The sequence below is a fragment of the bacterium genome (assembly GCA_021372775.1).
In the GTDB taxonomy this organism is placed as follows: Bacteria; Acidobacteriota; Polarisedimenticolia; order J045; family J045; genus JAJFTU01.
In genome coordinates, this window is sequence record JAJFTU010000420.1 from 1 (window position 1) to 1,667 (window position 1,667).

Here is a 1,667-nt window from a genome sequence, read left to right on the forward strand (position 1 = left end):
ATGCCGAAAGGCAAGCGGGTGCGATGTCCACGTCGGGAGGCAGGCGCGGTGGTCCCTTGGGCTCTCCGACGTGCGTCGGGGCGCGCCAGCCTCCCCTACGGAGACGCAGGTCGCCGCGACGTGCCGTGGTCACGCAGGTCGCCGCGACGTATCGCGGTCACGCAGGTCGCGCCGACGTGCCGTGATTACGCGGGTCGCCGCGACGTGCCGTGATTGCGCAGGTCGCCGCGACGTGCCGTGATTACGCAGATCGCCGCGACGTGCCGCGGTCACGCAGGTCGCGCCGACGTGCCGCGATTACGCAGATCGCCGCGGCGTGCCGTGGTCGCGCGGATCGCCGCGACGTGTCGCGGGTCGCGCGGATCGCGCCGACGTGCCGTGGTCGCGCGGGTCGCCGCGGCGAGTCGCGGTCACGCAGGTCGCGGCGACGTGCCGCGGTCACGCAGGTCGCCGCGGCGTGTCATGGTTACGCGGATTGCCGCGGCGTGTCGTCGTTACGGGGATCGCGCCGACGTGCCGTGGTCGCGCGGATCGCCGCGGCGAGTCGCGGTCGCGCAGGTCGCCGCGCCGGGCCGTGGTCACGCAGGTCGCCGCGACGAACCGCGATGACGCGGTGCGTTCCAACGCCCCCCGCCGCACGACGCGCGTCAGGGCTTCCAGCCGAGGTTGAAGCCGGCGTCCTCGATCCCCGCGGCGTGCTTGGTCGGCGCGAGCGGCGCGTCGGCGTTCACGACCACCGCCAGCTCGTCGGTGCGGTGCGCGGCGATCGACGCCTCGTAGCGGCCGGGGAACGGCCCGTGCGGAATCCCCGCCGGGTGGAGCGTGAGCGAGCCCTCCGCCGCGGCCTCGCCGGACGCCGCCGCGCCGGCGACGTGGAACGTCAGCTCGTCGCAGTCGGGCGAGGAGTGCGGGCAGGAGCAGGAGATCGCCGACTCGTGGAAGTCGGTCGCGCGCGGCACGAGGGAGCAGACGACGAAGCCGCCGCCGGCGAAGGTCGCGTGCGTCGTCGTCGGCAGGTGGACGAGGCCGGTCTTGGGCTGGAAGGCGCGGATCGGGAAGGTGAAAGGCCAGACCTGCCCGTCCCAGCCGTGGACGTCGAAGATGTCGTACGGCAGCTCCATCGCCGTGAGCCGGCCGGCGCGCTTCACCAGCAGCCGCCGCGGCGCGTGGAGCGAGGCCGGGCCGCGGTCCGGCCAGACCGGGGCGCCGAAGTCGCGGTGCGTGTACGGCGCGTCGATCCGCAGCTGCCCGACCTCCGTGCGGTAGCGCGCGGGCAGGTCGATGAAGCGGCGCCCCTCGAGGAGCAGCAGGAACGTCTTCCCCTTGAGGCGCCAGCGGTGCGGCAGTCCGCGCGGCACGAAGACGTAGTCCTCCATCTTGAACGGCAGCGAGCCGAGCGGCGTCTCGAGGCGCCCCAGTCCCGCTTCGACGAACGCCAGCTCGTCCCCGTCGGCGTTCTCGACGAGCGTCTCGTCGTCGCGGTCGGCCTGGACGGCGTAGACCCCGAGGGCGTCGTTGGCGAGGAGCAGCCGGCGGCCGAGGAACGGCGCGCCCCCCGGCGCGAGGTCCGCGGCGCGGAAGTGGCGCGGCCGCAGCGCGGTCGGCGGCTCCGGCGGCGCGTCGCCGGGGAACGGGCCGAGATCCTCCGCCGCGCCGACCCAGTGCGG

The 1,667-nt window shown here is 74.9% G+C and carries 1 protein-coding gene; it reads right to left on the reverse strand.

Annotated elements, in window-relative coordinates; all coding sequences use genetic code 11:
• Positions 1–647 precede the first annotated feature (647 nt).
• Positions 648–1,667: homogentisate 1,2-dioxygenase (locus LLG88_14365; protein MCE5248093.1), on the reverse strand; the 1,020-nt coding region annotated here is incomplete at its 5' end.